At 64.0% G+C, this 22,716-nt stretch carries 22 protein-coding genes and 1 tRNA gene; 13 read left to right on the plus strand and 10 right to left on the minus strand.

Features of this window, described 5'->3' with window-relative positions; all coding sequences use genetic code 11:
• Window positions 1-2: 2 nt before the first annotated feature.
• The 3 genes from mnhG to P2T57_RS02450 all read left to right on the plus strand — a co-directional run bounded on the left by mnhG (window position 3) and on the right by P2T57_RS02450 (window position 4,045).
• Window positions 3-335 carry a monovalent cation/H(+) antiporter subunit G gene (gene mnhG, locus P2T57_RS02440; RefSeq protein WP_276300885.1) on the plus strand — a complete coding sequence of 111 codons (333 nt, stop codon included), beginning with the start codon at window positions 3-5 and terminating at the stop codon, window positions 333-335.
• 213 nt (window positions 336-548) lie between these two features.
• The gene (locus tag P2T57_RS02445; protein ID WP_276300886.1) at window positions 549-2,159 is read left to right on the plus strand and encodes a right-handed parallel beta-helix repeat-containing protein; all 1,611 of its coding nucleotides are present in this window, start codon (window positions 549-551) and stop codon (window positions 2,157-2,159) included.
• 149 nt (window positions 2,160-2,308) lie between these two features.
• Window positions 2,309-4,045, plus strand: a complete 1,737-nt coding sequence (locus P2T57_RS02450; protein ID WP_276300887.1) for a right-handed parallel beta-helix repeat-containing protein — start codon at window positions 2,309-2,311, stop codon at window positions 4,043-4,045.
• A 111-nt stretch (window positions 4,046-4,156) separates the two neighbouring features.
• Here P2T57_RS02450 and coaBC read toward each other — a convergent pair whose 3' ends face one another.
• Window positions 4,157-5,311, minus strand: coding sequence for a bifunctional phosphopantothenoylcysteine decarboxylase/phosphopantothenate--cysteine ligase CoaBC (gene coaBC, locus P2T57_RS02455; protein ID WP_276300888.1), 1,155 nt, complete (start codon window positions 5,309-5,311; stop codon window positions 4,157-4,159).
• 206 nt (window positions 5,312-5,517) lie between these two features.
• Here coaBC and P2T57_RS02460 point away from each other — a divergent pair, with 206 nt between their 5' ends.
• Entirely contained in the window at window positions 5,518-5,895 is a 378-nt protein-coding gene (locus P2T57_RS02460; protein ID WP_276300889.1) for a DUF7344 domain-containing protein, read from the plus strand.
• A gap of 142 nt (window positions 5,896-6,037) precedes the next feature.
• On the opposite strand, the gene P2T57_RS02465 is transcribed toward P2T57_RS02460, so the two are convergent.
• The gene (locus P2T57_RS02465) at window positions 6,038-6,517 is read right to left on the minus strand and encodes a 50S ribosomal protein L11 (protein WP_276300890.1); all 480 of its coding nucleotides are present in this window, start codon (window positions 6,515-6,517) and stop codon (window positions 6,038-6,040) included.
• Window positions 6,518-6,565: 48 nt separating this feature from the next.
• A complete protein-coding gene (locus tag P2T57_RS02470; RefSeq protein WP_276300891.1) occupies window positions 6,566-6,781 on the minus strand; it encodes a VNG_1110C family protein in 216 nt (71 codons plus the stop codon).
• 118 nt (window positions 6,782-6,899) lie between these two features.
• Between P2T57_RS02470 and P2T57_RS02475 the strand changes: the two genes are divergently transcribed.
• From P2T57_RS02475 to artA, 5 genes are all read left to right on the plus strand, one after another.
• The gene (locus tag P2T57_RS02475; protein ID WP_276300892.1) at window positions 6,900-8,009 is read left to right on the plus strand and encodes an OBG GTPase family GTP-binding protein; all 1,110 of its coding nucleotides are present in this window, start codon (window positions 6,900-6,902) and stop codon (window positions 8,007-8,009) included.
• Window positions 8,006-8,419, plus strand: a complete 414-nt coding sequence (locus P2T57_RS02480; RefSeq protein ID WP_276300893.1) for a TIGR04206 family protein — start codon at window positions 8,006-8,008, stop codon at window positions 8,417-8,419. Before P2T57_RS02475 ends, P2T57_RS02480 begins: the two co-directional genes overlap by 4 nt.
• A 213-nt stretch (window positions 8,420-8,632) precedes the next feature.
• Window positions 8,633-9,394, plus strand: a complete 762-nt coding sequence (locus P2T57_RS02485; protein ID WP_276300894.1) for a VOC family protein — start codon at window positions 8,633-8,635, stop codon at window positions 9,392-9,394.
• 354 nt (window positions 9,395-9,748) lie between these two features.
• Window positions 9,749-11,812, plus strand: a complete 2,064-nt coding sequence (locus P2T57_RS02490) for a BGTF surface domain-containing protein (protein ID WP_276300895.1) — start codon at window positions 9,749-9,751, stop codon at window positions 11,810-11,812.
• A gap of 196 nt (window positions 11,813-12,008) precedes the next feature.
• On the plus strand, window positions 12,009-12,920 hold the full coding sequence (gene artA / locus P2T57_RS02495) for an archaeosortase A (protein WP_276300896.1): 912 nt from the start codon (window positions 12,009-12,011) through the stop codon (window positions 12,918-12,920).
• 27 nt (window positions 12,921-12,947) lie between these two features.
• Here artA and dph5 read toward each other — a convergent pair whose 3' ends face one another.
• Complete coding sequence (gene dph5, locus P2T57_RS02500; protein WP_276300897.1) at window positions 12,948-13,721, minus strand: diphthine synthase; 774 nt, start codon at window positions 13,719-13,721, stop codon at window positions 12,948-12,950.
• 207 nt (window positions 13,722-13,928) lie between these two features.
• Here dph5 and P2T57_RS02505 point away from each other — a divergent pair, with 207 nt between their 5' ends.
• Both P2T57_RS02505 and P2T57_RS02510 read left to right on the plus strand, forming a co-directional pair.
• Window positions 13,929-14,957, plus strand: coding sequence for a class I SAM-dependent methyltransferase (locus P2T57_RS02505; protein WP_276300898.1), 1,029 nt, complete (start codon window positions 13,929-13,931; stop codon window positions 14,955-14,957).
• A gap of 67 nt (window positions 14,958-15,024) precedes the next feature.
• Window positions 15,025-15,099, plus strand: a tRNA-Thr gene (locus P2T57_RS02510).
• A gap of 367 nt (window positions 15,100-15,466) precedes the next feature.
• On the opposite strand, the gene P2T57_RS02515 is transcribed toward P2T57_RS02510, so the two are convergent.
• From P2T57_RS02515 to P2T57_RS02525, 3 genes are all read right to left on the minus strand, one after another.
• The gene (locus P2T57_RS02515) at window positions 15,467-15,802 is read right to left on the minus strand and encodes a hypothetical protein (protein ID WP_276300899.1); all 336 of its coding nucleotides are present in this window, start codon (window positions 15,800-15,802) and stop codon (window positions 15,467-15,469) included.
• Window positions 15,803-15,954: 152 nt separating this feature from the next.
• The gene (locus P2T57_RS02520) at window positions 15,955-17,046 is read right to left on the minus strand and encodes a saccharopine dehydrogenase family protein (RefSeq protein WP_276300900.1); all 1,092 of its coding nucleotides are present in this window, start codon (window positions 17,044-17,046) and stop codon (window positions 15,955-15,957) included.
• A 221-nt stretch (window positions 17,047-17,267) separates the two neighbouring features.
• Window positions 17,268-17,744, minus strand: coding sequence for a hypothetical protein (locus tag P2T57_RS02525; protein ID WP_276300901.1), 477 nt, complete (start codon window positions 17,742-17,744; stop codon window positions 17,268-17,270).
• 225 nt (window positions 17,745-17,969) lie between these two features.
• Between P2T57_RS02525 and P2T57_RS02530 the strand changes: the two genes are divergently transcribed.
• Entirely contained in the window at window positions 17,970-18,923 is a 954-nt protein-coding gene (locus tag P2T57_RS02530) for a phytoene/squalene synthase family protein (RefSeq protein WP_276302070.1), read from the plus strand.
• A gap of 24 nt (window positions 18,924-18,947) precedes the next feature.
• On the opposite strand, the gene cruF is transcribed toward P2T57_RS02530, so the two are convergent.
• Genes cruF through P2T57_RS02545 form a run of 3 tightly spaced genes read right to left on the minus strand, consistent with a single transcriptional unit; the run spans window position 18,948 to window position 22,249 of the window.
• Window positions 18,948-19,790, minus strand: a complete 843-nt coding sequence (cruF, locus tag P2T57_RS02535; RefSeq protein ID WP_276300903.1) for a bisanhydrobacterioruberin hydratase — start codon at window positions 19,788-19,790, stop codon at window positions 18,948-18,950.
• The gene (locus P2T57_RS02540) at window positions 19,783-20,643 is read right to left on the minus strand and encodes a prenyltransferase (protein ID WP_276300904.1); all 861 of its coding nucleotides are present in this window, start codon (window positions 20,641-20,643) and stop codon (window positions 19,783-19,785) included. The genes cruF and P2T57_RS02540 overlap by 8 nt, the downstream gene beginning before the upstream one ends.
• A 4-nt stretch (window positions 20,644-20,647) precedes the next feature.
• Complete coding sequence (locus tag P2T57_RS02545; protein ID WP_276300905.1) at window positions 20,648-22,249, minus strand: phytoene desaturase family protein; 1,602 nt, start codon at window positions 22,247-22,249, stop codon at window positions 20,648-20,650.
• Window positions 22,250-22,393: 144 nt separating this feature from the next.
• Here P2T57_RS02545 and P2T57_RS02550 point away from each other — a divergent pair, with 144 nt between their 5' ends.
• A complete protein-coding gene (locus tag P2T57_RS02550; protein WP_276300906.1) occupies window positions 22,394-22,702 on the plus strand; it encodes a hypothetical protein in 309 nt (102 codons plus the stop codon).
• Window positions 22,703-22,716: the final 14 nt, after the last annotated feature.

Here is a 22,716-nt window from a genome sequence, read left to right on the forward strand (position 1 = left end):
CCATGAACGAAATCCACCAACTCGTCGTTGCGGCGCTCGTCGTCGTCGGGAGTTTCTTCCTACTGGTCGGTACGGTCGGCCTGCTCAGGCTTCCCGACGTGTACAACCGGATGCACGCTACCAGCAAGGCGACCACGCTCGGGGCCTCGTCTCTGCTCCTCGCGGGGTTCGTCTACTACGGTCCGCAGGGTGCAGGCCTGACCTCGCTGGTCGGCATCGTCTTCCTGTTCCTGACCGCGCCGACCGGCGCGCACCTCATCTCCCGGTCGGCCCAGAAGATGGGCGTGCCCTTATTCGGGAAGGAGGCCAAGTGGCCGGGCGAGGAGTCCGACTGATTCCCCCGAGGCAACCCGGACAGTTCTTTCGCAAACGAGATTGTTTCTTTCCCAATCGTAGCGGTGTCTCTACCGACCGGCGGCGCTCGAATCGCCAGCGGGCGGCCGGCGTTCGAAACCAACGTCGCCATAATTTGTTCTAGTTTACTTACTTTAATTTAATCTATTCGATAGGTATAGATGGCTTCACAGAGTCAGATACCGTAGATTCAGATGAAGTTCGGAAACAGACGACGAGTACGCGAACGTATCGCCGGGGTCGGCGTCGTCCCGGTCGCAGTGGCACTCCTCGTGCTGACCGCGGGTGTCGCACCGGTCGCAGGTGCTGTGACCGCAGACGAAGCAAGTACGGAAACGATGACTGACTCCCCTGCGAGGACGGGCGCGTCGGTGTCCGGGACCGCTATCTCGGGATGTCAGCAAGCCCCCATCGACCAGTCGGGCGTCTACAACCTGACCGCCGACGTGACCGACAGTACTCAGCAGTACTGCCTCAACGTCACCGCCGACGACGTGGTGCTTGACGGGATGGGCCACACCCTCCAAGGCGTCGGCGTGGGGAACGACACCATCGCTACCCCGCCGGTCGGCGTCTACGTCACCGGCCGGAACGTCACTATCAGGAACGTCACCATCGACCACTGGCAGACCGGCGTCGCCTACCGAAACGCCTCGTCGCACATCTACGACTCCCAGATTACCGACATCGACCTCGACGGCGTGACGGCGCGTAACTCGACGGTCGAACTCGTGAACACGCTCGTCACCGCCGACGACGACGGTCTACAGGCCTCCGACTCCGAATTGACGGTGTTCACCTCGCGCATCACCGACGCCAACGACACCAACCTCCAGCGAGGAGTCCGAGTCAACGACCACACCCACTTGGTCGTGACGACGAGTACCATCGAGGACGCCGCCATCACGGGCGTCTTCGTCAACACCTTCTCGTCGGCCTACCTCTGGAACAACACCATCGCCGACAGCGAGGTCGGCGTCGAACTCGACTCGGGGTCGTCCAGCGGCCACTTCACCGAGAACGTGATTCGCGGCTCCGACAGCCACGGGGTCCGCCTCGTGGACTCGAACGTCACACTGTTCTCGGACAACACGATACGGGACGTGGGCGGCCACGGCCTGCTCCTCGAATCCTCGGTCGCTAACGTCTCGTTCACCGACTTCGTGAATGTCAGTCAGTCGGCGGTGGTGCTGGACGCGAATTCGCCCGCTGAGCAGACGGAAATCCACCGCACCGACCTCCGGAACGTGAGCGAGTACGGCGTGGACAACCGCAACGCCTCGGCGGTCGTGAACGCGACCCACAACCGGTGGGGCGCGAAGACCGGTCCGTCCTCGGACTCGACTGATGCGGACGCGCCCTTCGCCGACCCGTCCTCCGGCGCGCTGGCAGACGGCGGCGGAGCGATGGTCTCTGAGGGTTCGACCCCCGGCGTCTCGAACGTCCGGTTCGACCCGCTCCGTGTCGGTTCGCTGACGACCACGACGACGAGTTCGACCGCCACCACGACGACGAGTCCGACCGCAACCACGACGGCGAGTCCGACCGCAACCACGACCGGCGCGGCCCCGACTGCGACCGCGACGACCGGAACTGAGACGAACGGAACCGCGACGACTGCGATGGGGTCGGCCAACACGACCACCGAGGCGCTCGACGCCACCACCGGCACCGAGACGAAAGCCTCCGGCGAGGACGCCGAAGCGACTGGCGGCGAGGCCTCGACGCCCGGATTCACCCCCGTCACTGCGGTCGTGGCGGTGCTGACGTTCGCCCTCCTCGCAGTGCGAAACCGACAGTCGTAGCCAACACAGCCGACCGTCGGCCGAATCGTCTTCGAGGAGTACAATCGGTTCGGACTTCGCCAACGAAGGCGAGTCCGACCGTGAAACGGTATTTTTCATGCCCGAAGTGGAAGAATTATAAACGTCTGGATATGACCGAAAAGCGAGAGATGAGTTCCGGAGAACGCTCACACGGATTTAGCACGCACCGATTCGCAGAGATACTGGCCACCGCGGTGGCCCTCCTCGTGGTCTCGTCGGCGGTCGTCACGCCGGTCGCCGGAGCGGTCGCACCCGGCAGTAGCGCCAACACATCGGCCACGCAGACCAAGACTATTTCGAGTTGTCCGAAAGCCCCCATCACCCAGTCCGGGGTCTACACGCTGACCAGCAATCTGACCAACAGTACCGCCGACGGGTGCATCGAAATCGACGCCAGCGACGTGGTTATCGACGGCAACGGCCACACGCTGACGGGAACCGGCGAGGGCAACCTCAGCGCGTTCTACGCTTCGAGCGCCGTCGCCCCGCAGAAGGGGACGCCCGGCATCGAGAACGTCACTATCAAAAACGTCCGCGCTGAGGGCTGGACCCGGTCGGTATGGGTTCGCCGGGCGTCCGACGTGACCGTCACCGACAGCCATCTGCGCGACGGCCTCCGAGGCGTCGTCTTCTACAAGGTGAACGACTCGTCCGTCACCGACGTGACCGCCACGCAGTTCGCGGAGGGCGTCGTCTTCTGGACCGCCCGGAACACGACCGTCGCTCGAAACAACCTCTCGGACAACGACGGGCGCGGCATCCACGTCGGAGCCTATCCGTTCGAGAACAGCAGTAGCCGGCGAGTCCGCATCGTCAACAACACGCTCAACCACAACTTCCTCTTCGGGGCGTTCGTCTCGCAGGCCTCGGAGTACACGACGATAGAGAACAACACCGCCGTCGGCAACCGACTCAACGGTATCAACGTCACTAACGGGTCCGACCACACTGCCGTCGCCGACAACACGGTCCTCGACACGACCGGCGACGTGGGCGCTCCGTTCGGACAACCGAGCGGTATCGCCGTCTCCGACTCGAAGCACGTCAAAGTCGTCGGCAACACCGTCCAAAACAACAGCGGCAACGGTATCAACGTCACCGACACGCGGAAGTTCCCGGAGAACAGTTCGAGCGTGACCGTCACCAGCAACAGCGTCCGCGGGAACGCCCTCCACGGGATTCGCGTCGAGGGGTCGCCACAGACCGGAATCGGCAACAACACCATCGTTGCGAACCGACTGGGCGGCATCCTCCTCGAAGACTCCCCCGCGAGTCTGCTCTCGAACAACGACGTATCCGCTCACCTCAAGCGGGCGGACAACACATCGACCGGTCTCGAACTCCGCGGTGACTACCGGAACGTCAACGTCTTCGACAACGGCTTCCAAGACAACTGGGTCGGCGTCGAGGTGGCGAACGGTTCCCACGGTCCCGCCATCCGTTCCAACCGAATCGAGACGAACAACTACGCCGGCGTCCTCCTCGAGGCAGGTGCCCCGGCGAACCGAGTCCAGATTCACAACAACAACCTCGGCGGGAACGTCGAGTACGGCGTCTACAACCACGAGGACAACGCCGTGGTGAACGCGACCGGTAACTACTGGGGCGAGGCCAGCGGGCCGTCGTCGAACTCGTCGGACAGTGATGCGCCGTTCGAGGACCCGGACACGGGCGCGCTCGCCTCCGGCAACGGGTCAGCCGTCTCGGAAGGTTCGACCGCGGGCGTCTCGAACGTCCAGTTCGACCCCGCGAAGAACGCATCGGCCGCAACCGGGAGTTCGCCCGGATTCACCCCCGCAACCGTGGTCGTGGCATTGCTGGCGCTGGCGTTGCTGGCGCTCCGACCGCGCGAGGAGTCGGACTGACGAACACGCTCGCCGACCACGCAATTGTTTTCGTTTTCTAAAGCCGTATTTTGATTGCCCGTCTGGGTACGCTACGTCGGTGAAGCGACTCCGCACCGAATCAAGCGACGGTTACAGTTCCTCGGCCAACTCCTCGGCCACCTTCCGCCCCAACTCCGATTTCGTCCCCTCGTACTCCCGCGTGCTGTTCTCGCGGACGAACAGCGTCCGGGTCTGGTCGTCGCCCATGACGCTGGCGTCGTTGGCGACGACGAACGAGAGGTCCGCGCGCTGGCGGGTGTCGCGGGCCGCCGAAATCATCGCCGCGTCGTCGCCCGATGTCTCGGCCTTGAACCCGACGATGGGCAGGTCGCTGACCGCTCGAACCGAGTCGATGAGTTTCGGCGTCGGCGTCAGGTCGAGGCTGAGGTCCTTCCCGGACCGAATCTTCTCGTCTGCAGTCTCGACGGTGTAGTCCGAGATGGCCGCGGCCGAGACCAGCGCGTCTGCGGCACCCGCCGAGGCCCGGTCTACGACTTCTTCGGTCATCTCCTCGGCGGTTTCGACCTGCGCGACTTCGGCGTAGGGAACGTCCTCGCCGTCGTGGACCAGCGTCACGTCCGCGCCGAGGACGTAGCAGGCCCGAGCGACCGCCCGACCGGTCTTGCCCGACGAGCGATTCGTCAGGACGCGCACCGGGTCGATGGGTTCGCTGGTCGCGCCGCTGGTCACGACCACGTTCGCGCCCTCGAAGCGGTCGGGCGAGACGGCGCGGGCGACCTCGGTGGCGATGGCGTCCTCGGTGGCGATTTTGGCCTTGCCCTCCTCGATTCGGGGCGCGACGAACTCGACGCCCCACGACTCTACTCTGTCGATGGCCTCCAGCACGCCGGGGTGGTCGTACATCGGTTCGTGCATGGCGGGAGCGATGACCGTCGGGACGCCCGCGCCGAGGGCGGTGGTCGCGCAGGTGGTGACGGGCGAATCGTCGATTGCGGACGCGATTTTGCCGACCGTGTTGGCGGTCGCTGGCGCAATCAGGAACACGTCGGCCCACCCGTCCCGACCGCAGAGTTCGACGTGTTCGACGTCGCCCGTAATCTCGGTTACGACGGGGTTGTTCGTTGCGAACTCGACCGCCCAAGGGTGAACGATTCCCTGCGCGCTGTCGGTCGTGACCGCCCGGACCGACGCGCCGCGGCGGCGGAGTTCGTGGGCCAACTCGACTACCTTCACCGCCGCGATGCTACCGGTCACACCCAGCGCGACGTTGACTCCCGCGAGCATTACCCGACGTTCGGTTCCTGATAGGTTAAAGAGGTACGGGTTGCGGTCGGTCCCGGCGGACCACCGAACTCGTCGCAACGAGACCGTTCGGGGATATTTTAAACCAGTAAGTCTGCATTGAACAGTCGGAACAGTCGGAACGGACGGTCGAAATCGGCGGGACCGAAGTACCGGTTAATGTACCCCCGGCGCTACGTGGTTCACGTATGACGGACCAATTCGGAAACGAGACAATCGAGGACGTAAGCGAGGCTTTCAATCTACTCAGAAACGCCCGACGCCGCGGCGTCCTCTACGTCCTCCGGCAGAAGGGCCAGACCGGCGTGAAGACGCTCGCCCGGCGCATCTCGGCGTGGCAGTCCGGCGAGGGCGAACGGGCACCCGACTCAGCAGACGTCGAGATGTCGCTGGTTCACTCGCACCTGCCCAAACTGCAGGCGGCGGATGTGGTCGAGTACGACCGCGAGGCGGGCACGGTCGAACTCGCCGAGTCCGCGAGGAACCTCGACCCGCTCCTGCGTTGCACTCGGGAGCGCGAACCCGGATTCTCCACCGGCGTCACTCTGCAAATGTCGAACGTGTAGCGCCGACCTGTTGACGAGTCCGGACGTGACGATTCGCTTTCTTCGACGCAGAACCTGTCACTGGCGAGACGCACGGGATGCTGGACGCGAAACGCACGAGTAGCGAGCGGGGTCTCTCGGTCGAAACAAGCGGCAAGAAAGATTACGCTTCGAGGAGCGTGTCGTCGTACTCGCCAGCGTCCACCTTCTCCTTGAACTCTCGGGCGTCGTCGCCCTCGATGGTGACGCCCAGCGAGGCGCAGGTGCCGACGATTTCCTTCGCGGCGTTCTTGGTGTCGTAGGCGAGCAGGTCCGGGGACTTCTGCTCGGCGATGGTCTTGACCTGTTCGATGGAGAGGTCCGCGACGAAATCCTCTTGGGGTTCGCCGCTTCCGGTCTCGAAACCGGCCTCGTCCTTGATGAGCGCCGCCGTCGGCGGGACGCCCACTTCGATTTCGAAGCTACCGTCGTCCTCGACCGTGATGGTCACGGGGACCTCGGTGCCGTCGAATGCTTCGGTCTGGTCGTTGATTTCGTTGACGACCTCCTGTACGTTAACCGGGGTCGGTCCGAGTTCCGGACCGAGCGGCGGACCGGGGTCCGCCTGCCCGCCAGCGACGAGTACTTCTATCGTCTCAGCCATACCTAAACGAACCCGCGCGGCGGTTTTAAGGCTTGCTAAGTCAGTCGTTCACTGGAAGCGCACGCCGCGACCGCTCAGAAACTCGCTGGCGTCCCGAATTTCGACCGGACTCCCGATGACGCGGACGAACTCGCCGCCCGCCTCGTCGCCGACCTCGGAGAAGGTGAGGGTGAATCGCTCGTCCAACGCTGGCCGGAACTCCTCCAGCAGGTCCGCCGGGAGGACGAGTTGCGTAGTCTCGCGGAGAGCGACCGGTTCGGGCATCGTCGTATGGGAGTTGTTCTCTACCGATGGTATCAACGTGTCGAAATCCCAGCGCGACTCGGCACACAGTCCCGAAGAAAGAAAGGGTTTTTCGGCCCGTGCGACCGATTGACTGGTAATGGGACTGGAGGAAGAAATCGAGGACCTCCGCGAGGAGATAGCCGAGACTCCGTACAACAAGTCCACGGAGGCACACATCGGACGGCTCAAGGCCAAACTCGCGGAGAAAAAGGAGAAACTCGAAAACCAGTCCTCCGCCGGCGGTGGCGAGGGCTACCACGTCGAGAAGCACGGCGACGCGACGGTGGCGTTCGTCGGATTCCCCAGCGTCGGGAAGTCCACGCTGTTGAACTCGCTGACCGCCGCCGAGAGCGAGACGGGGAGCTACGAGTTCACGACGCTCGACGTGAACCCCGGCATGCTTCAGTACAACGGCGCGAACATCCAACTGCTGGACGTGCCGGGTCTCATCGAGGGCGCGGCCCAAGGCCGGGGTGGCGGACAGGAGGTCCTGTCTGTGGTCCGAGCGGCCGACTTAGTGGTGTTCGTCCTCTCGGTCTTCGAAATCGACCAGTACGAGCGCCTCAAGAAGGAACTCTACGCCAACAAGATTCGCCTCGACCAGTCGCCCCCGAGCGTCAAAATTGCCAAGAAGGGCAAGGGCGGGATTCGGGTCACGTCGAGCGTGGACTTAGACCTCCCGAAGGACGTGGTGAAGGAAGTCCTCAGAGAACACGGCTACGTCAACGCCGACGTGACCGTCCGCGAGCAGGTTGACATCGACCGCCTCGTTGACGGCGTGATGGACAACCGCGAGTACATTCCCTCCATCGTCTCGGTCAACAAGGTGGACCTCATCGAACCCGATTACATCGACACGGTTCACGAGGAGCTTCGAGAGTTCGACATCAATCCCGACGAGGCCGTCTTCATCTCCGCCGTGGAGGAGAAGGGCCTCGACTCGCTCAAAGAGACCATCTGGAAGGAACTGGGCCTGATGCGAATTTACATGGACAAGCCCGGTCGCGGCGTGGACAAGGACGAACCGCTTGTCCTCGAAAAGGGTTCGACCGTCGGCGACGCCGCCCGGAAACTCGGCGGCGAACTCGAAGACCGGTTCCGGTTCGCCCGCGTCTCCGGGCCGAGCGCCAAGCACGACGAGCAACAGGTCGGTAAGGACCACGAACTCGCCGACGAGGACGTCCTCCGACTCATCGTCCGGAAGTGAGAGGGCGACTGCTCGCGCTAGCGGCGATGTTTTTCCTCCCGTGGTCGGTGTTCACTACTGGGGATTTGGTGTTCGCGTGGGGACTGGTGAACCTCGACCCGCTCCACCTCACGACGCTTCCGGACTACCTGTTCGTCTACACTCGGGGACTCCCCCGGCGACTCCTCGCGTGGCCCGTCTCGGTTCTCCTCTATCTGTTGGCGCTCGGAAGCGCGCTTCTGGGCCTCGTCGGGCGCGAGGACGGCCGGGTCACGGGTGGCCTGCTGGTCTTCGCGGGCGTCAGCGGCCTCCAGTTCGCGCTCGGGATGACCCGGCGGGGGCTCGTCGTGGTTCCGGTCGGGGTCGTCCTCGTCTGGACCGCGGCGTGGTGGTTCTACTGGTCCGACATCCGGCGCGCGGTCTGGAAGTGAGCCTTCGGGACGTATTTTGTGTTTCGAGAGAGATAATAACATTTCTTTAAGACATGTAGGGGTTTGTTTCTGGTTGCTGGCCGAACATATTAGATTGTCTTCTGCGCGTGCCCACGCGCGACCCGAACCGGATACGGGTCGCGGTGGTGCGAGACGCGCTCCGGTTTCCGCGAGCGGTAGCCTTTTCGGCCCAGAACGACCAGTTTCGAACGCATGAACGCCACGCTCGACCACGTGATGATGCGCGTAGAGGACTTAGACGAAACCCTCGACTGGTACCAGACTCACCTCGACTACGAGGAGAAGGGTCGCTGGGAGGCCGACACGTTCACCAACGTCTACCTCGGTCCCGAGGACCTACACGACGAGGGCGCTGTCCTCGAAATCACGTATAATCACGACGACCGGACCTACGAGATGGGCGATGCGTGGGGTCACATCGCCGTGCGCGTGGATGACGTGTACGACGCCTACGAACAACTGATGGACGAGGGCGTCGAGGACTACCGCGACCCCGACTCCTGTGGCGGTTCCTACGCCTTCGTCAAGGACCCCGATGGCCACGAGGTCGAAATCGTCGAGCGCGATTACGGCGCGCGCTGGAGCCTCGACCACACCATGATTCGCGTCGAGGACGCCGACGAGGCCCTCGGTTGGTACACCCGAAAGCTTGAGTACGAACACACCGGTCGCTGGGAGTCCGACACCTTCGCCAACTACTTCATGAAGCCCGAGGAGGCGGCCGACGAGGCGATGGCCGTGGAACTCACCTACAACTACGACGGCCGGAGCTACACGATGGGCGACGCGTGGGGCCATCTCGCGGTCCGCGCCGACGACTTGCAGGACGACTGGACGACGCTGATGGAGCGCGACGCCGAGGACTACCGCAATCCCGAGTCCTGCGACAACCGCTACGCGTTCACCAAGGACCAAGACGGCCACGAAATCGAGGTCATCGAGCGCGACGAGTGAGCCAGCTATTCTCGTAACTTGACCGACTAACCCGTCTGCGAGTAAAAATACGGAATACACTCGTTCTCTCCGGAGCGAACGGGAGAAACGGTCTGTTTCTTTATAAGATAATTTCGGCTGAGCAGAGTAATCTCTCTGCGCGTAACAGGCTGTAACCCCCCGTTTCGGGCGTGAGAAGGGTTGACCTCCCGACGAGAATACCACAAAGCACTTATAACCACGGCTTAACCTTTGGCCTGTACCCCTACCCATGGTGGCAGTAGCGAGTACAGGTGGCCCACACCCGGAGCGATTTCGGGTTCCCCCGAGGGTCGCAGGAAAGGTGCTGTCGCCGACCGAATAACCAACCCAACCATGACAAACACAACAGACAAGCTACGCAGTGTCTTCCTGTCGGCCCTGCTGGTCATGTCGGTCGTCGCCGGCGTGACTGCATCCGCGGGAAGTGCCGCCGCAGTAGCTAATCTCGATGACGACTCCATCGTCTTCCAAGGCGAGACGGTCGTTGCACAGAACGGCGACTGGAGTAGCGACACGGTTCAGCTGTACACCTACGACAACGGTGTCGGCACCTACGTTGACCAGTACACCGCGGACGGTAGCGGTGAAATCTCGTTCTCGTCGGCCGACCTCGAAGGCAAGTACATCCTTCAGGGTCCCGACCAGAGCGGTAACAACGGCACTCAGTTCCAAGTCGTGCCCCAGACGTTCTCGCTGAAGAAGACGAACGTCTCCACGACGACTGACGCCAACAACATCACCGTCAACCTGGACAAGACCAACCGTGCGGGCAACTTCACGGTTAACGTCACGTCCACCGCCGACGGCTTCAACAACCAGACGAACATCGTGGTCAACCGCGACAACCAGACCTCGATCGACGTCGCGGTTGGTTCGCTCGCCGACACGGCCGGTACGGGCAACTACACGCTGAGCGTTGACGTTACGGACACCACCGCGTCCGAGGACATCAACCTCGAATTCACCGAGCCCGGCTCGGTCACTGCCTTCTTCCCCGACAGCGTCATCAGCGACGAGCGCGGTGACGTGGTTGACATCCCGGTCGAGATGGAGAACACCGACACCGCTAACGTCACCATCGGTTCCTCCGACGTGAACTTCGTCGCCGACGTTCACGTCGAGGACGGTGACGACGACGGCTCCAACGCGACCATCCAGCTCAACACCGCACTGACCCCCGGCCACTCCGAGTTCATCACCCTCGAGGACGACTCGGACAGCTTCGTCACGAACACGGCTAACGACAACGACAGCGACGGTGTCGTCTACCGTGCCGGTGAGAACCTCGAAACCCCGCTCGCCTCGGGTAACTACGAGCTGAGCATCGCCATCGAGGACGACAACGCGAACGGTAACTGGCGAGCCGTCAACGTTGCCACGATGTCGATCAGCCAGCGTTCGACCGACGCCGCCCAGTCGTGGATCGCCCCCGACTCCGCAGTCACTGGCGACACGACGGTCAGCGACCTGCCCGGCATCGTCACCGACCGCGACAACGTCGCTGACGGTGACTACGCCATCGTTCAGGTTCAGGCCTCCGGCCTCTACGGCGACCTCAACAAGAGCCAGCTCAGCTCGGCGGCCAGCTCCGACGGTCTCGACTTCACCGTCACGCAGGCCAACCCCGGCCCGAACTCCAACCCGAACACCTTCTCGGGTAACAACGCCGCCGTGAGCCTGTTCCAAGACCCCGACAACAACACGTTCTACGTGGCCATCGACACCGACGCAGTTGACGCTGACGCCAGCGACAGCCGCACGGGTCTCGCAACCGGCGAATGGAACGCCAGCTTCACCGTGACGCCTGACTTCCACTCGCTCGTCAGCGAGAACGAGACGGTCTCCACGACGTTCACCGTCGAGGACCCGACCGCCGAGATTAACGACGGCAACAGCGTCGTCGTGCCTGTCGGCGAGACCAACGTCACGGGTACCACCAACCTCGCGCCCGGCACGGAGTTCACCGTGCAGGCCAAGGCTGGCGGTTCCTTCCTGAAGTCGGCCAACGTCGAAGTCGGCCCGGACGGTAGCTTCTCCGCTCCGTTCGACTTCAGCGACGCCAACAACGGCACCGAGTTCACTGTCTCGCTCCGTAACACCGGTGCGAACATCGACTACGACACCATCTCCGGTACCGTGAGTGCAGACGCTGAAGGCGACCAGCCGACCACCACGACCACCTCCTCCAACAACACGACGACTACGACGACCGAGGAGACCACGACGACTACGACGACCGAGGAGACCACGACGACCGAGGAGACGACCGAAGAAACGACGACCGAGGAGACCACCACTACCACGAGCAGTGACGGTGGCATCCCCGGCTTCGGCGTGAGTGTCGCTCTCGTCGCCCTCGTCGCCGCCGCGCTACTGGCGCTCCGCCGTAGCAACTAAGCTAGCTAACTGACTACCGGATTTCTCCGGTCTTTCGCGGTTCCATTTTTTGCGTGCTAACTCCCGTAGCGACGGCTTCGTCGCGCGTGAGAAACGGTACGTTTCGAGTCGTCTAAGCGGACGTTAACCGAGGCGACACGAGCCGTCAACTCTTTATCCGGGGCGCGCTTTGACCCTTCTAACCGTGACTACGCCGTTGACAGACACACTCGCGTGGCTCGTCGTCGGACTGTTCGCTGGGGCCGCCAGTCTCGACTGGTACGATGGCGACCACGGCCGAGGACGCGCTCGCTACGTGGCGGCGTTCGCGTGGGTCGTCTTCGGCGTGTTCTGGCTCGCGCTGTTCCCGCACTTCGCCTTCGAGCAAAAGAGCTTCGTCGAGGGCGCGCTCAGTCTCGCCGCGCTTCCGGCCTGCCTGTACGCCGCGTACCTGCTTCTGCAGGGCAGAGAGACCCTCTTTCTCCTCTCGCGTGCTGTCGCCGTCATGGGTCTCATCTACCTGCCGTTCACGATGATTCCCGCCGGCAAGGAGTGGCTCATCGAGACGGTGACGTGGCAGGGCGAGTTCGTCATGCGGACGCTCGGCTACGAGTTCGAGGTCGTCCAGCGCGACGGCGGGATTCGCGGGACGTACTTCTTCCACACCGCTGACGGTCGGTTCAACGTCAACGTCCTGCTGGCGTGTACCGGTCTCGGGAGCATGGCCATCTTCGGCGGTCTCATCGCCGCGGTCCGCGCGCCCGTGGGTCGAAAGCTCCGGGGCCTCGCCATCGCCATCCCGATTATCTGGGCGCTGAACCTCGTCCGCGTGGTGTTCATCACGCTGGCGTTCAGCCACCAGTGGTTGCAGGTCTTCGTGGACCCGACGATGAGTCTGCTCGGCTATCAGGACCCCCACATGGTGTCGTACTTCATCTCCGACCGCGTGATGGCCCAGAGCCTCTCGGTGGTCGCGCTGGTCGGCATCGCGTGGGCGGTGGCCCGCGAGGTCCCCGAACTCCTGACGGTCGGCGAGGACGTCCTCTACATCGCAACCGGCGACGAGTACGACCTCCACGAGGCCGTCGGCACCGAGCGGCCGATTGCGACGGACGGAAAAGGCGAGTGAAGTAGCGGCGAAGTTCTGTTTTCGGGATTATTCGACTTCGAGGAGGCCGTCGGGCGCGCCCGCCAGTTCGCCGAGCGCGTCGGCCTCGATGTGGTGCAGGTCGCCGGGTATCACCAGCAGGTGGAGCGGGTCGCCGAACTCGCGGTCGGCGAGCGCCGAGATGCGGTCGGCGGCCACCACCGGGTCGGGACTCCCGGCGCGGGCGACCACGACGCCTAGCAGGTCGCCGTACTCCTCGGCCAGCAGGTCGGCGGCGTGGTCGGCGGTCATGTAGTCGTCGTTGCGGAGTTTGATGTCGAGGTAGACCAGCGTGTGCAGGCCGCGCTCGCGGTTCTCGTCGATGGCGTCGGTGACGCTGGCGGGGACCCCATCGGCACCGTGGGCGTAGTCGAACGGGAGCGTGGTGGCCTTGCCGAAGCGGTAGTTCTGGAGGCCAGTCAGGCCGCTGGCGGCCGATTCGGCGGTCGGCGCGTGGACGACGCGAGTGTCGATGCCGCGCTGTTCGGCCCGGAGGCGGAGGTCAACGTGGGTGGTCGAAATCATCGTGTCGCCCGCGGTGAGAAAGACCGCCTCTCCCGACTCTGCGGCCCGGAGGATGTCCTCGGGGTCCTGTTCGACGCCCGCCCGATTTCGGACCTCGATGTCGGTGTCGTGGTAGGCTTCCAAGTCCTCGACGCTCGCGCCGAGGAGTTTGCTGGTGTAGAACTCGGCGAACGCGCTGTCCGCGTCTCGCAGGACCTCCCGGCCCTCGACGGTAATCGACCGCTCGTCGTAGAGACCGAGGCCGACGAATGTGAGCATACGTGGGATAGGACCGCCAGCGGGTTATAGCGTTTCGAGTCGGGATTGCGCCGACAGCGAGAGAGTCGGAGACGTTCTTCTACAATTTGTTTCCAATTGTCGAGTTGTCCGAGGCGATTGTCGAACGTTCTCGGCTGTTGGCATCGCCGGCCGTCGAACCCGACCGCGAAGCGTCACGCTTACCGCCACACCGCCAGAAGCAGGTGTATGGAAGTTCCGTGCGTGCGCGTCGAGCGCGAGCGAGGCGAGGAGACTCGCCAGCGGTTAGCCGAGGCCGACCTCCTCGCCGCCGAGTTCGAAATCGAGGTCGCAGACGGGAATCTCTACCTCCCGGTCACCGACCGTGACCGAGTGCCCGAGGACCTACCGGTGGTCTCGCGCGCGGTCGGCGAGCGCGACACGCCGGACACGCCCACCGACCTGCTGGGTTACGAACCGACCTACGAGCGCCTCGGCGACATCGTGATTCTCGACGAGGACGACCCCGAGCAAGCCCGCGAAATCGCCGACGCCGTGATGTCCTCGGACATCCCCGTGAAGACGGTAGTCAACCGGGCCTCGAAAGTCAAGGGCGAACTGCGGGTCCGCGACTGGGAGGTGCTTGCGGGAGACGGAACTGAGGCGAGCGAAGCGAGCCGAGGGTCGGAAGACGGGTCTTCCGGAACCGAGACCGTCCACCGCGAATACGGCTGTGAGTTTCTGCTCGACGTGGCCGAGGTCTACTTTTCTCCTCGGCTCGCCACCGAGCGCCACCGGGTCGCCGAACAGGTCGAGGAGGCCGAGCGCGCCTTCGACATGTTCGCCGGGGTCGGCCCCTTCGTCGTCCCCTTCGCCAAGCGCGGCGCGGAGGTCGTCGGCGTGGATTTGAACGAGAAGGCCATCGAGTACCTCCGGGAGAACGCCCGCAGAAACGACGTGGCGGACGGAGTGACGGCGATTCAGGGGGACGTGAGGGAGGTTGCCCCGGAATATTCGGACTGGGCCGACCGCGTGGTGATGAACCTGCCCCACAGCGCCGACGAGTTCCTCGACACTGCGGTCGAACTCGCGGGCGACGACTGCGTGATTCACTACTACGACATCCAGCACGAGGACGACCCCTTCGGTCCGGGCGAGGAGGCCATCCGCGCCGTCGCGGAACCCGAGTACGAGGTCGAAGTCGAGACGCGCCACGTCGTCCGCTCCTACGCGCCCCACGAGGTGAACGTCTGTCTCGACGTGCGACTATCTCGCTAACGGCGGGCGATTCCGGAAGTCTTATTTTGGCTGTGGGAAGTAGTAAAGAGTGCAGGCGAAGTAGTCTGCCGGTGTAGCTCAGACTGGCTAGAGCGATTCCTTCGTAAGGAATAGGCCGAGGGTTCAAATCCCTCCACCGGCTTACTTTTCCGCGAACTACACGGCGAGCGCCTCGTGCGCTCGCATTTCTGTGAGCGGAAATCGACCTGTGGAGGATTTGAACTACGGAAAAGGCAGTCTCGCCGGAGGCGAGGAAGCGTTTTCAGGTGGTTCACAATCCCTCCACCGGCTCTTTCTGCCGAACGTAGTGAGGCTGAAGAGCCTTTTGTGGTGGGATTTGAACGAGACGAGTCGCAGGCCCGCGCAGGCCGTAGGCCGAGCAGGAACGTCTCGGCGTAGTTCACAATCCCTCCACCGGCTTACTTTTCCGCGAACTACCTTTCAGCTCTCTGCTCGTCTCGAACTCCGTCGTCGTGAGCGGGAGCGATAAAACAGGATGGGGTGACGGATTATCCGTCGCGCTCGTTCGTGAGGAGGTCCTCGGAGAACCAGTACACGTCACCGTTGATGCCCAGTTCGACTTCCCAGTAATTGCCGTAGTTGTAGCACGGGCCGCCGATGATTTCACCACTAGTTCCGTCGATGAACTTCTCGTAGTTATTGAGTTCACACGTTTCCCAACCGGGGACGCCAGCGCCGTCCGTGGAAACGATGTCACCTTGGTTGAACTCGTTGTGTGTCGCAGCGGCGGGATTAGTAGCCGCAAGTGCCGCGACACTGGTACCGAGTGCGGCACCGGCGGATTTGAGAACGCTACGCCGAGTCGTGTTATCTTTTTCGGACATCCATCTAACAATTATAGTTCAATACCACATAGTATTTTCTTAGTTGTTAGATTATAATAATTAATCTGCGAGAGGGAGACTGACAAACGGAGCCGAGTACGTCTGACGATAGACACAACGCTCTCCGAAACGACTGGTAGGGAAATTCGCTCTTACTCCTCCGGCACGCTCGCGCCGACTTCCGAGACTTCCCGCACGTCCTCGCGCTCTACGCCGTCGAACTCCAGCGCGAACTCCGGACCGAACGCCGAGGAGGGCGTCTGGAACCCAGAATTAACTTCGCCCTCGACCACCCGACGCGCCGACTCCACCGCGGTTCGGGCGGTCAGGTCGTAGGTATCGGGGGTTCGCATCCGGGCAGAGAACCGGTTGCCGGCGTCGTCCTCGACTTCGCCCCAGATGCGGGCCGCGCTCTGGGCGCGCTCCTCGGCGGTCGGTCCCGAGACGAGGACGTCGATGGCACCTTTCATCGCGCGCTGGACTGGCCGCGACCCGAGGACCGGCATCAGTGCCCGCGTCTTGCGCATGACCTCGGGGACGTACCCCGGCACGGTGGCGTAAGTCTCGACGTTCGGAATCCCGGTGGTGAAGTACGCGGTCGAGATGTCGCCCCACGGAATCGTGACCGCGGGTTTGGGACCTTGCCCGAAGTCGAGTCTGCGGGTCTTCCACGCCGGCGGGACGGTCCGAAGTTCGCCGTCCTGCCGGACCGCGCCGGACTGCGAGAGGCCCTCCACGATGGATTTGGCGGTGCCCGGCGAGAACGTCCCGAGGCCGTCGATGGCCAGCGTGAGCCTCGTCGCCGAGTCCATCTCGGTCTGGAGGTAGCCGGCCAGACAGTCGGTCGGCACCACGTCGAATCCGACCGCCGGGAGGAGCGTCACGTCGGCCTCCTCGGCGTCTCGGTCGCGCTCGGCGATGGCCTCCAGCACGTCGATTTCCCCGGTGATGTCCAAATAATCGGTCCCGGTCCGCAGGCACGCCGAGTACATCGGTCGGGCCGTCGCGGAGAACGGTCCCGCGCAGTTCAGCACCGCCGAGAAGTCGCCGACCTGCTTCTCCACGACTTGCGGGTGCTGGAGGCTGAACACCCGGTGGTCGAGACCGAGGTCGGTCGCTTGGCGCTCGACTTTCTGGGCGGTCCGACCCGCGAGGACGGGCGAGAGTCCGTTTTCGACGGCCTCCTCCGCGACGAGCGCGCCGGTGTACCCGTATGCGCCGTAGACGAGCAGTTCGTCGGTCATGGTGTCGGTTTGGACGCTGATGGGTAAAACTCGCGGGGCCGATTGGTCTCCGTGACGGATAGCGGAGAGACGAATCCAACTGCCAGAGTCAGAGTGGTGTCCTTTGAAGCCCCCGGTCGGGGGGTTTCTGGTTTGAGAATTCGTTAGAATCTTTTAGGAAATATTCTACTTGCCTAAAGAAAGAATATGGTTTCTCTACTCGGCTTCTGCTGAGTCCGGAGTCACTTCTCGTCCGTCTCGGTGCCGCCGTCGGGTTCGGCTTGCGTGGTCTCGTCGGCGTCGGTGGTGTCTACGACCGCCTCGCCCGTGGCGTGGTCGGTGGCGGTGTCGTCCGTCTCGACCTCGCCGATGTCGGCCGACGAGTCCACCACGTCGCCGAAATCAGTTCCGCGCTCGGTCGAGTCGAAGTCGCTTCCGGACCTCGACTCCTCGGCGGACCCGGACCGGCGCTGGGCGAGCGCGACGGCGACCCAGAACAGGCCAGCAAGCGCCTGCAAAGCGCCCTTCTTCCGGTTGCCTTTCAGGAAGGTCCGACCGGCCCGGACCAGCGAGACGACCCCCGACGCGGCGGCGAGGGTGCCCGACTCGGCCTGCCGGGCGAGCGCCGGAGCGACCGATTCCGACAGCGACGTGACCCGCCCCGCGATTCCGTTTCCACCCTCGTCTAACGTTTCGGTAACGGTGTCGGAAGAACTCATCCGTCCGAATCGAGGACAGCGACGTAGAAAGGCGTGGTGGCAGTCTCCGGACCGCCGCGTCCTTGCAGTCGGTAACCCGGCATACGTGAAATAAGGCCGACTTACCGACGGGTCTGTCTGACGGCTGGGATTTCATCGACGCCAACAGTTAACACTGAAGAATCCCTAAAGTGAGTGCTGGGGCCGCTGCTGTTCGACCGGACTCTGCACAACATAGGATTCACGATGGTCACCGACCGACAACTCCGACGAAGTAAGACGATTCAGCAGCGAACCGGCAGAACCTTCCACTTCGCTACGCGGCTACTTCCGCAACGGATACGCCATCCGACCTACGTCCTCTACGCGTTCTTCCGCGTCGCCGACGAGGTTGTAGACGGCGCGACCGACTTACCGCCCGACGAGCAACGCGAGCGACTCGAACGACTCCGGGCGGAAGCCCTCGGCGAAGTGGAGGCGGACGACGAGGTGCTCACGGCGTTTCAGGAGGTCAGCGAGGAGCGTGGCATTCCCGACGACGAGATAGAAATCTTCATCGACGCGATGCTCTCGGACATCGAGAAAAGTCGTTGGGAGACCTACGACGAACTCGAAACCTACATGCGCGGGTCGGCCTCCGCGGTCGGGGTGATGATGCAGTCGGTGATGGGTATCGAGGACCCCGAGCGGGCCAAGCCCCACGCCGTCGCGTTGGGCGAGGCCTTCCAGTTGACGAACTTCCTGCGCGACGTTCGAGAGGACATAGAGGACCACGACCGCATCTACCTCCCCGGAACAACTCGCGAGCGCCACGGCGTCACGGAAGCCGACATTCGGCGTTGCAACCCGACAGACGGCTTCCGGTCAGCGATGGCCGACGAACTCCGACGGGCCGAGCACAAGTACCGCAAGGGTGTCGCGGGCATCGAGTATCTGCCCGAGGACTGCCAGTTCGCGGTGCTGTACGCCGCGGTCCTCTACGCCGAACACCACCGAATCATCCGGGCGCTCGACTACGACGTGTTCTCGTCAGAGCCGGAGGTCGGGGCCTTCCGCGCTGTCTGGCTCTGGGCGAAGACCCGGTGGTACTGGCAGAAGTCCCGCGACCCGGTGACGGTGTTCCGGGCCGTGAGCGCCGTGCCCGAGGCCGACGGAGGTCGTGCCACCCATCGTCCGGAGGGGACGCCACAGGCCGATTGAGCGTCCCCCATCGAATATCGCACCTTAGCCTCGTTCTGGTTGCTCCCGACCGACGCCAACGAAGTCGAACCGGTCGGTCCGAACCAACCCAATCGACAGTCCCACCGCCAGCGCCACCGCCACCCAGTGCTGGAAGTAGACGTTCATCGCACCCCAGAGGACCACGAAGCTCACGAAGTCGTCCAGCGCGAACTCGCAGTTCCGGAGCCTCGCACCAAGCTCCTCGCGGTCGAATCCCCACTCCACGAACGAGACCGCAATCAGGCCGCTCAGGACCCATCCCGCGTAGTTCGATAGGGGAACGCCGTAGTAGACGCCGCCGCCGTCGTAGGCCCAGAATCCCAGTCCGACCGCCGCGGGGTCCAGCACCAAGTCCACGACCAGCACGAGGCCGAGTGCTGTGAGCGTCCGCAGAACTCGGCCCGCCCGCGGGAGCAACAGCAGAACGAGGAGATAGCTGTTGACCACCAGCGGCAGGAAGAAGACGGGCAGGCCCACCGGCACCCCGCCGACCATCGGCCCCAACTCGATTTGATAGCTGAACTCGCCGTAGGGCACGCCGTAGTGGACGCCGACGTACTCGATGGCGTAACTGTAGGCCGTGACCGCGAGGAGGGCGATTCCCGCCCGGCGGTCAACGAGGGGTGCGAGACCCGCGACGAGAGGCAGTCGCATGACGGCGGTCCCGAACAGCACCAGCAGGGGGTTCATCGCCAGCCACGGCGGGAGGAGAATCTCCTCGTGGCTCAGGACGAACAACACGGCCCCGACCAGCGGGAAGACGACCGCGATGGTGAATCGGTTCTCCCGCACGAGGTCCGAGAGTTGCGCTTCCAGTTCGCGGCGATTGAGGTCGAGATTACCCACGCACGACCCCCCAGAGGCCGCCCAAGGTCAGCACCATCCCGACCAGCGTGTTGATGGCCGGGAACCACCAGTAGGCCCGCGAAACCGACACGTCGGTCTCGGCGACCCCGACAGCGAGGAGGGGATAGAGCAGGAGGAGTGCCCCGGCCCGAACATCCAGCAGGGCGAAGGCTCCCGCGGAGAACAACCAGCAGACTCCGCAGTAGGCCAGCGTCCTGCGCTCGCCCAGCACGGTCGCGGTGGTCCGAATCCCGGCCCGCCGGTCGGGGTCGATGTCGGGCACCGCCGAGAAGGTGTGCATCGCCATCGCCCAGAGCCACCCGCCGACGACGGCGAGCGCCGGGGGTTGGCGACCCGCCAGCGCGACGTAGGCCGCCGCGCCCGGCAGAACGTAGAGGCCGTTCGAAATCGAGTCGAGGGGTGGCGCAGTCTTGAGTCGGAAGGGAGGCGCGCTGTAGGCGTACCCGAGGACGAGGAAGGCAACGACCCAGAGCGCGGCGGACGCCGGGAGAACCCCGAGGAAGGCGACGCCTGCGAGGCCGCAGACCGCGACGATGGCGGTGACTGCGGGTCCGCCCTGAAAGCGGGTCTCCTTGGCCGACTCGCCCGTCTTCTTGGGATTTATCTCGTCGATGTCCGCGTCGAACACGTCGTTGACGCCGTAGAGGTAGACGTTCGCCGGGACGAGGAAGTACGCGAACAGCGCGACTGCGGTCGGGGCGAACAGGTCGCCGGCGGTGGACGCGCCGTAGGCGACGCCCACGAGGACCGGTCCGGCGAGGTAGAGCCAGAACCGGGGCCGCGAGAGCGTCAGCAGGTAGCCGAACGTGGTCGCCGAGCGGAGTTCGGGCATGGCGCTACTGGCCGTAGTCCTCCAGCAGGGCGTCTGCGGTGTGCTGGCCGCTGATGAGACACATCGGGACGCCGATGCCGGGCGTGGTGAACGACCCCGTGAAGTAGAGACCCGGCACCTCCGACGAGCGGTGGCCCGGCCGGAGCGGCCCGGTCTGGCGCAGGGTGTGGGCCAACCCGAGCGCGGTGCCCTGAATCGAGTTGTAGCGCTCGGTGAAGTCCGAGACGCAGAACGATTCTTCCACGACGATTCGGTCCCGGAGTTCGACGCCGGTGTTCTCGGCGATGTCGTCCAGCACGAAATCGCGGTAGCGTTGGCGGGTTTCGGGACTGTCGTCCAGACCGGGCGCGATGGGGACCAGCGCGAACAGGTTGCTGTGGCCCTCGGGTGCCACCGAGTCGTCGGTCTCGCTGGGAACGCAGAGGTAGTAGGCCGGGTTGTCGGGCCACGCGGGGTCCTCGAAAATCTTGTCGAAGTGGGTGTTCCAGTCGTCGGGTAGGACGAGCGTGTGGTGTTCGAGGCCGTCCACGTCGCCCTCGACACCGAGGTACAGCAGGAAGGCCGAGGGGGCGTAGGTCCGCGAGTCCCAGTAGTCGGCGTCGTACTGTCTGCTCTGGGGCGGGAGGAGTTCCTGCTCGGTGTGGGCGTAGTCGGCGTCGCTGACCACGAGGTCGGCCTGCAGGAATCCATCTGTGGTCTCCACTCGGAAGTTCCCCGCCGACCCCAGAATCGACTCGACCTCGCTGTCGGTCCGGTACTCGACGCCCATCTCTCGGCCCATCTCGGCGATGGCGTCCACGACGACGCCCATCCCGCCGGGCGCGGTCTGGTCGGTCCCTTCGTCGGTCGCAGTCCGGTCGGCCTCGTCTCCGGGGGCAGTCCCACCGGCCACCCTGCCATCGGTCGCCCCGCCGTCGGTCGCCGCCCCGTCCTTGGCTCTGGGGTAGTGGACCCCGAGGTTGAAATCGACGTGGCTCATCAGATTGTAGAGCGCCGGAGTGTTCTTGGGGGACCCGCCGAGGAAGACCAGCGTGTACTGCATGATTTGCTGGAGTTTGGGGTGATTAAAGTAGTCCTCCACGTGGTCTTGCATCGACCCGAGGAAGGTCAGACCGCGAGCGTGGCGGAACACGTCCAAGTCCACGTAGTCGCGGAACCGCGGCCGGTCGGTGTAGACGAAGTGTTCCATCCCGATTTGGTAGGTGTCCTCGGCCTCCGCGAGGTAGGCGTCGAGGGCCTCGCCCGCGCCGGGTTCGTACTCCTCGAAAGTGGCCTTGGTCTCCTCGCGGTCGGCCGTGACGGTCACCCTGTCGCCGTCTTTGAAGAAAATCTTGTAGTGGGGGTGGAGGTGTTCGAGTTCGTAGTACTCGGCGGGACTCCTGCCGAAGTGGCCGAAGAACCGCTCGAACACGTCGGGCATCAGATACCACGAGGGACCCATGTCGAACCGGAACCCGTCGCGTTCGAGTACGCTGGCCCGGCCGCCCAACTGTTCGTTCTTCTCTACGACAGTCACGTCTGCGCCGGCGTCGGCGAGGTAGCAGGCGGTCGAGAGTCCGCCGAAGCCACTGCCGACGACCACGACTGACCGGTCCGAGAGTTGCATATCGGATGCTGAGGGCGCGAGTCACATAAATTGGCGGACCGGTTCGACCCGCGGGCCGGCGTGGCTCACCCCACCGTCCTGTAACAGACTCGACGTGTCATCGGTAGAGTTATATACGAACTACTGTCCTATTGAAAACAGGAAATGAACCCGGCGAAGTTCGCCCTCCTGTTGGGCGTCGGACTGCTGTCGTTTCTGTTCGTGGTGTCGCTATACGTGGTCTGGACCCGCATCGTGGGTCTGGACCCGACGCTCGCCCAGCGGTGCGCGAACCTCTCTCAGCCCGGTCGGATGCTCATCGCGCTGGGGTCGGGCGTGGTCCTCGGGACTGCGAGTCTGGCCGCACCGACGGTCGGCGTGGGTATCGCGGGGATGGTGCTTCTCGCCGCAAGCACGTTCGCGGCGCTGATGCTGTTCGAGTTGCTCCAACAGCGCCAGCGAATCGCGGCGTAGGCGACCGAGGAGCC

The sequence above is a fragment of the Halorussus lipolyticus genome (assembly GCF_029338375.1).
Classification (GTDB): Archaea; Halobacteriota; Halobacteria; order Halobacteriales; family Haladaptataceae; genus Halorussus; species Halorussus lipolyticus.

What these genes read in the sequence shown, in the direction of transcription:
- mnhG (WP_276300885.1), top strand. Translation starts at nt 3, where the DNA reads ATGAACGAAATCCACCAACTCGTCGTTGCGGCGCTCGTCGTCGTCGGG.
- P2T57_RS02445 (WP_276300886.1), top strand. Translation starts at nt 549, where the DNA reads ATGAAGTTCGGAAACAGACGACGAGTACGCGAACGTATCGCCGGGGTC.
- P2T57_RS02450 (WP_276300887.1), top strand. Translation starts at nt 2,309, where the DNA reads ATGAGTTCCGGAGAACGCTCACACGGATTTAGCACGCACCGATTCGCA.
- coaBC (WP_276300888.1), bottom strand. Translation starts at nt 5,311, where the DNA reads ATGCTCGCGGGAGTCAACGTCGCGCTGGGTGTGACCGGTAGCATCGCG.
- P2T57_RS02460 (WP_276300889.1), top strand. Translation starts at nt 5,518, where the DNA reads ATGACGGACCAATTCGGAAACGAGACAATCGAGGACGTAAGCGAGGCT.
- P2T57_RS02465 (WP_276300890.1), bottom strand. Translation starts at nt 6,517, where the DNA reads ATGGCTGAGACGATAGAAGTACTCGTCGCTGGCGGGCAGGCGGACCCC.
- P2T57_RS02470 (WP_276300891.1), bottom strand. Translation starts at nt 6,781, where the DNA reads ATGCCCGAACCGGTCGCTCTCCGCGAGACTACGCAACTCGTCCTCCCG.
- P2T57_RS02475 (WP_276300892.1), top strand. Translation starts at nt 6,900, where the DNA reads ATGGGACTGGAGGAAGAAATCGAGGACCTCCGCGAGGAGATAGCCGAG.
- P2T57_RS02485 (WP_276300894.1), top strand. Translation starts at nt 8,633, where the DNA reads ATGAACGCCACGCTCGACCACGTGATGATGCGCGTAGAGGACTTAGAC.
- P2T57_RS02490 (WP_276300895.1), top strand. Translation starts at nt 9,749, where the DNA reads ATGACAAACACAACAGACAAGCTACGCAGTGTCTTCCTGTCGGCCCTG.
- dph5 (WP_276300897.1), bottom strand. Translation starts at nt 13,721, where the DNA reads ATGCTCACATTCGTCGGCCTCGGTCTCTACGACGAGCGGTCGATTACC.
- P2T57_RS02505 (WP_276300898.1), top strand. Translation starts at nt 13,929, where the DNA reads ATGGAAGTTCCGTGCGTGCGCGTCGAGCGCGAGCGAGGCGAGGAGACT.
- P2T57_RS02515 (WP_276300899.1), bottom strand. Translation starts at nt 15,802, where the DNA reads ATGTCCGAAAAAGATAACACGACTCGGCGTAGCGTTCTCAAATCCGCC.
- P2T57_RS02520 (WP_276300900.1), bottom strand. Translation starts at nt 17,046, where the DNA reads ATGACCGACGAACTGCTCGTCTACGGCGCATACGGGTACACCGGCGCG.
- P2T57_RS02525 (WP_276300901.1), bottom strand. Translation starts at nt 17,744, where the DNA reads ATGAGTTCTTCCGACACCGTTACCGAAACGTTAGACGAGGGTGGAAAC.
- P2T57_RS02530 (WP_276302070.1), top strand. Translation starts at nt 17,970, where the DNA reads ATGGTCACCGACCGACAACTCCGACGAAGTAAGACGATTCAGCAGCGA.
- P2T57_RS02540 (WP_276300904.1), bottom strand. Translation starts at nt 20,643, where the DNA reads ATGCCCGAACTCCGCTCGGCGACCACGTTCGGCTACCTGCTGACGCTC.
- P2T57_RS02545 (WP_276300905.1), bottom strand. Translation starts at nt 22,249, where the DNA reads ATGCAACTCTCGGACCGGTCAGTCGTGGTCGTCGGCAGTGGCTTCGGC.
- P2T57_RS02550 (WP_276300906.1), top strand. Translation starts at nt 22,394, where the DNA reads ATGAACCCGGCGAAGTTCGCCCTCCTGTTGGGCGTCGGACTGCTGTCG.